The organism is Pseudomonas sp. RW409 (assembly GCF_003184125.1).
Classification (GTDB): Bacteria; Pseudomonadota; Gammaproteobacteria; order Pseudomonadales; family Pseudomonadaceae; genus Aquipseudomonas; species Aquipseudomonas chlororaphis_I.
This window is the reverse complement of the sequence record NZ_QHHP01000006.1, coordinates 1-1,071: the sequence shown is the minus strand read 5'-3', so window position 1 is coordinate 1,071 and position 1,071 is coordinate 1. Positions and strand designations below refer to the sequence as shown.

General features: G+C 53.2%; 1 pseudogene. It reads left to right on the top strand.

The window, feature by feature from the left end:
* Window positions 1-1,053: pseudogene (locus tag DK261_RS07230) on the top strand (IS3 family transposase); the annotation flags it as partial.
* Between the last annotated feature and the right edge of the window lie 18 nt (window positions 1,054-1,071).

Below are 1,071 nucleotides of genomic sequence, written 5' to 3'. Positions count from 1 at the left end.
GCGTGTCGACGCATAGCTTATATGCCTGGATAAAGCGCTACAGCAAACCTCAAGAAGAACGACAGCAAGACGATGATCAGCACGCTGAACTGCGTCGTCTGCGAGCAGAACTCAAGCGCGTCACTGAAGAGCGAGACATCTTAAAAAAGGCCGCCGCGTACTTTGCCAAGGAGTGCGGCTGAAGTACGCCTTTATCAAGCAGCGCGCGGGCGACTATTCGGTTCGGCGGCTTTGTCTGACGCTTAAAGTCCATCCCAGCGGTTATTACGCCTGGCTGTCCGAGCCGCAATCTGTACGCGCCAAAGACGACCAGCGACTGCTGGGTTTGATCAAGCATTCATGGCTGGAGAGTGGCGGCGTTTATGGCTATCGCAAAGTCCATGACGATCTGCGCGAGGTCGGTGAAGATTGTGGTCGCCATCGTGTAGCGAGGCTGATGCGTCTTGAAGGTCTGCGCTCTCAGACAGGGTATCGACGCCGCCCTGGAAGGTACGGCGGTAAGCCAGCGGTCGCCTCACCCAATTTGCTGAAGCGCCAGTTTGATGTCGTAGAACCCAACAAAGTTTGGGTCACCGACATCACCTACATTCGCACTTATGAAGGCTGGCTGTATTTGGCTGTGGTGTTGGATCTGTTTTCTCGCCAGGTCGTTGGCTGGTCAATGAAGTCGCAGATGACCAGTGATTTGGCTATTGACGCGTTGTTGATGGCGGTTTGGAGCGTAAACCGAAGCAAGAAGTGATGGTTCATTCCGACCAAGGCAGCCAGTACAGCAGCTCCGATTGGCGCAGCTTTTTGAAGGCAAACAATTTGGTTGCCAGCATGAGTCGCCGAGGCAACTGTCATGACAACGCTGTGGCCGAGAGCTTTTTCCAGCTTCTGAAACGGGAACGGATCAAGCGAAAAATCTACACCTCGCGGCAAGATGCTCGTAGTGATGTGTTCGATTACATCGAGATGTTCTACAACGCAAAACGCCGTCATGGTTTCAACAATCAGCTGTCACCGGCAGAGTTTGAAAAGCGTTACGCAATGAGCTTGCAAGGTGTCTAGAGAATCCGGGGCGATTCA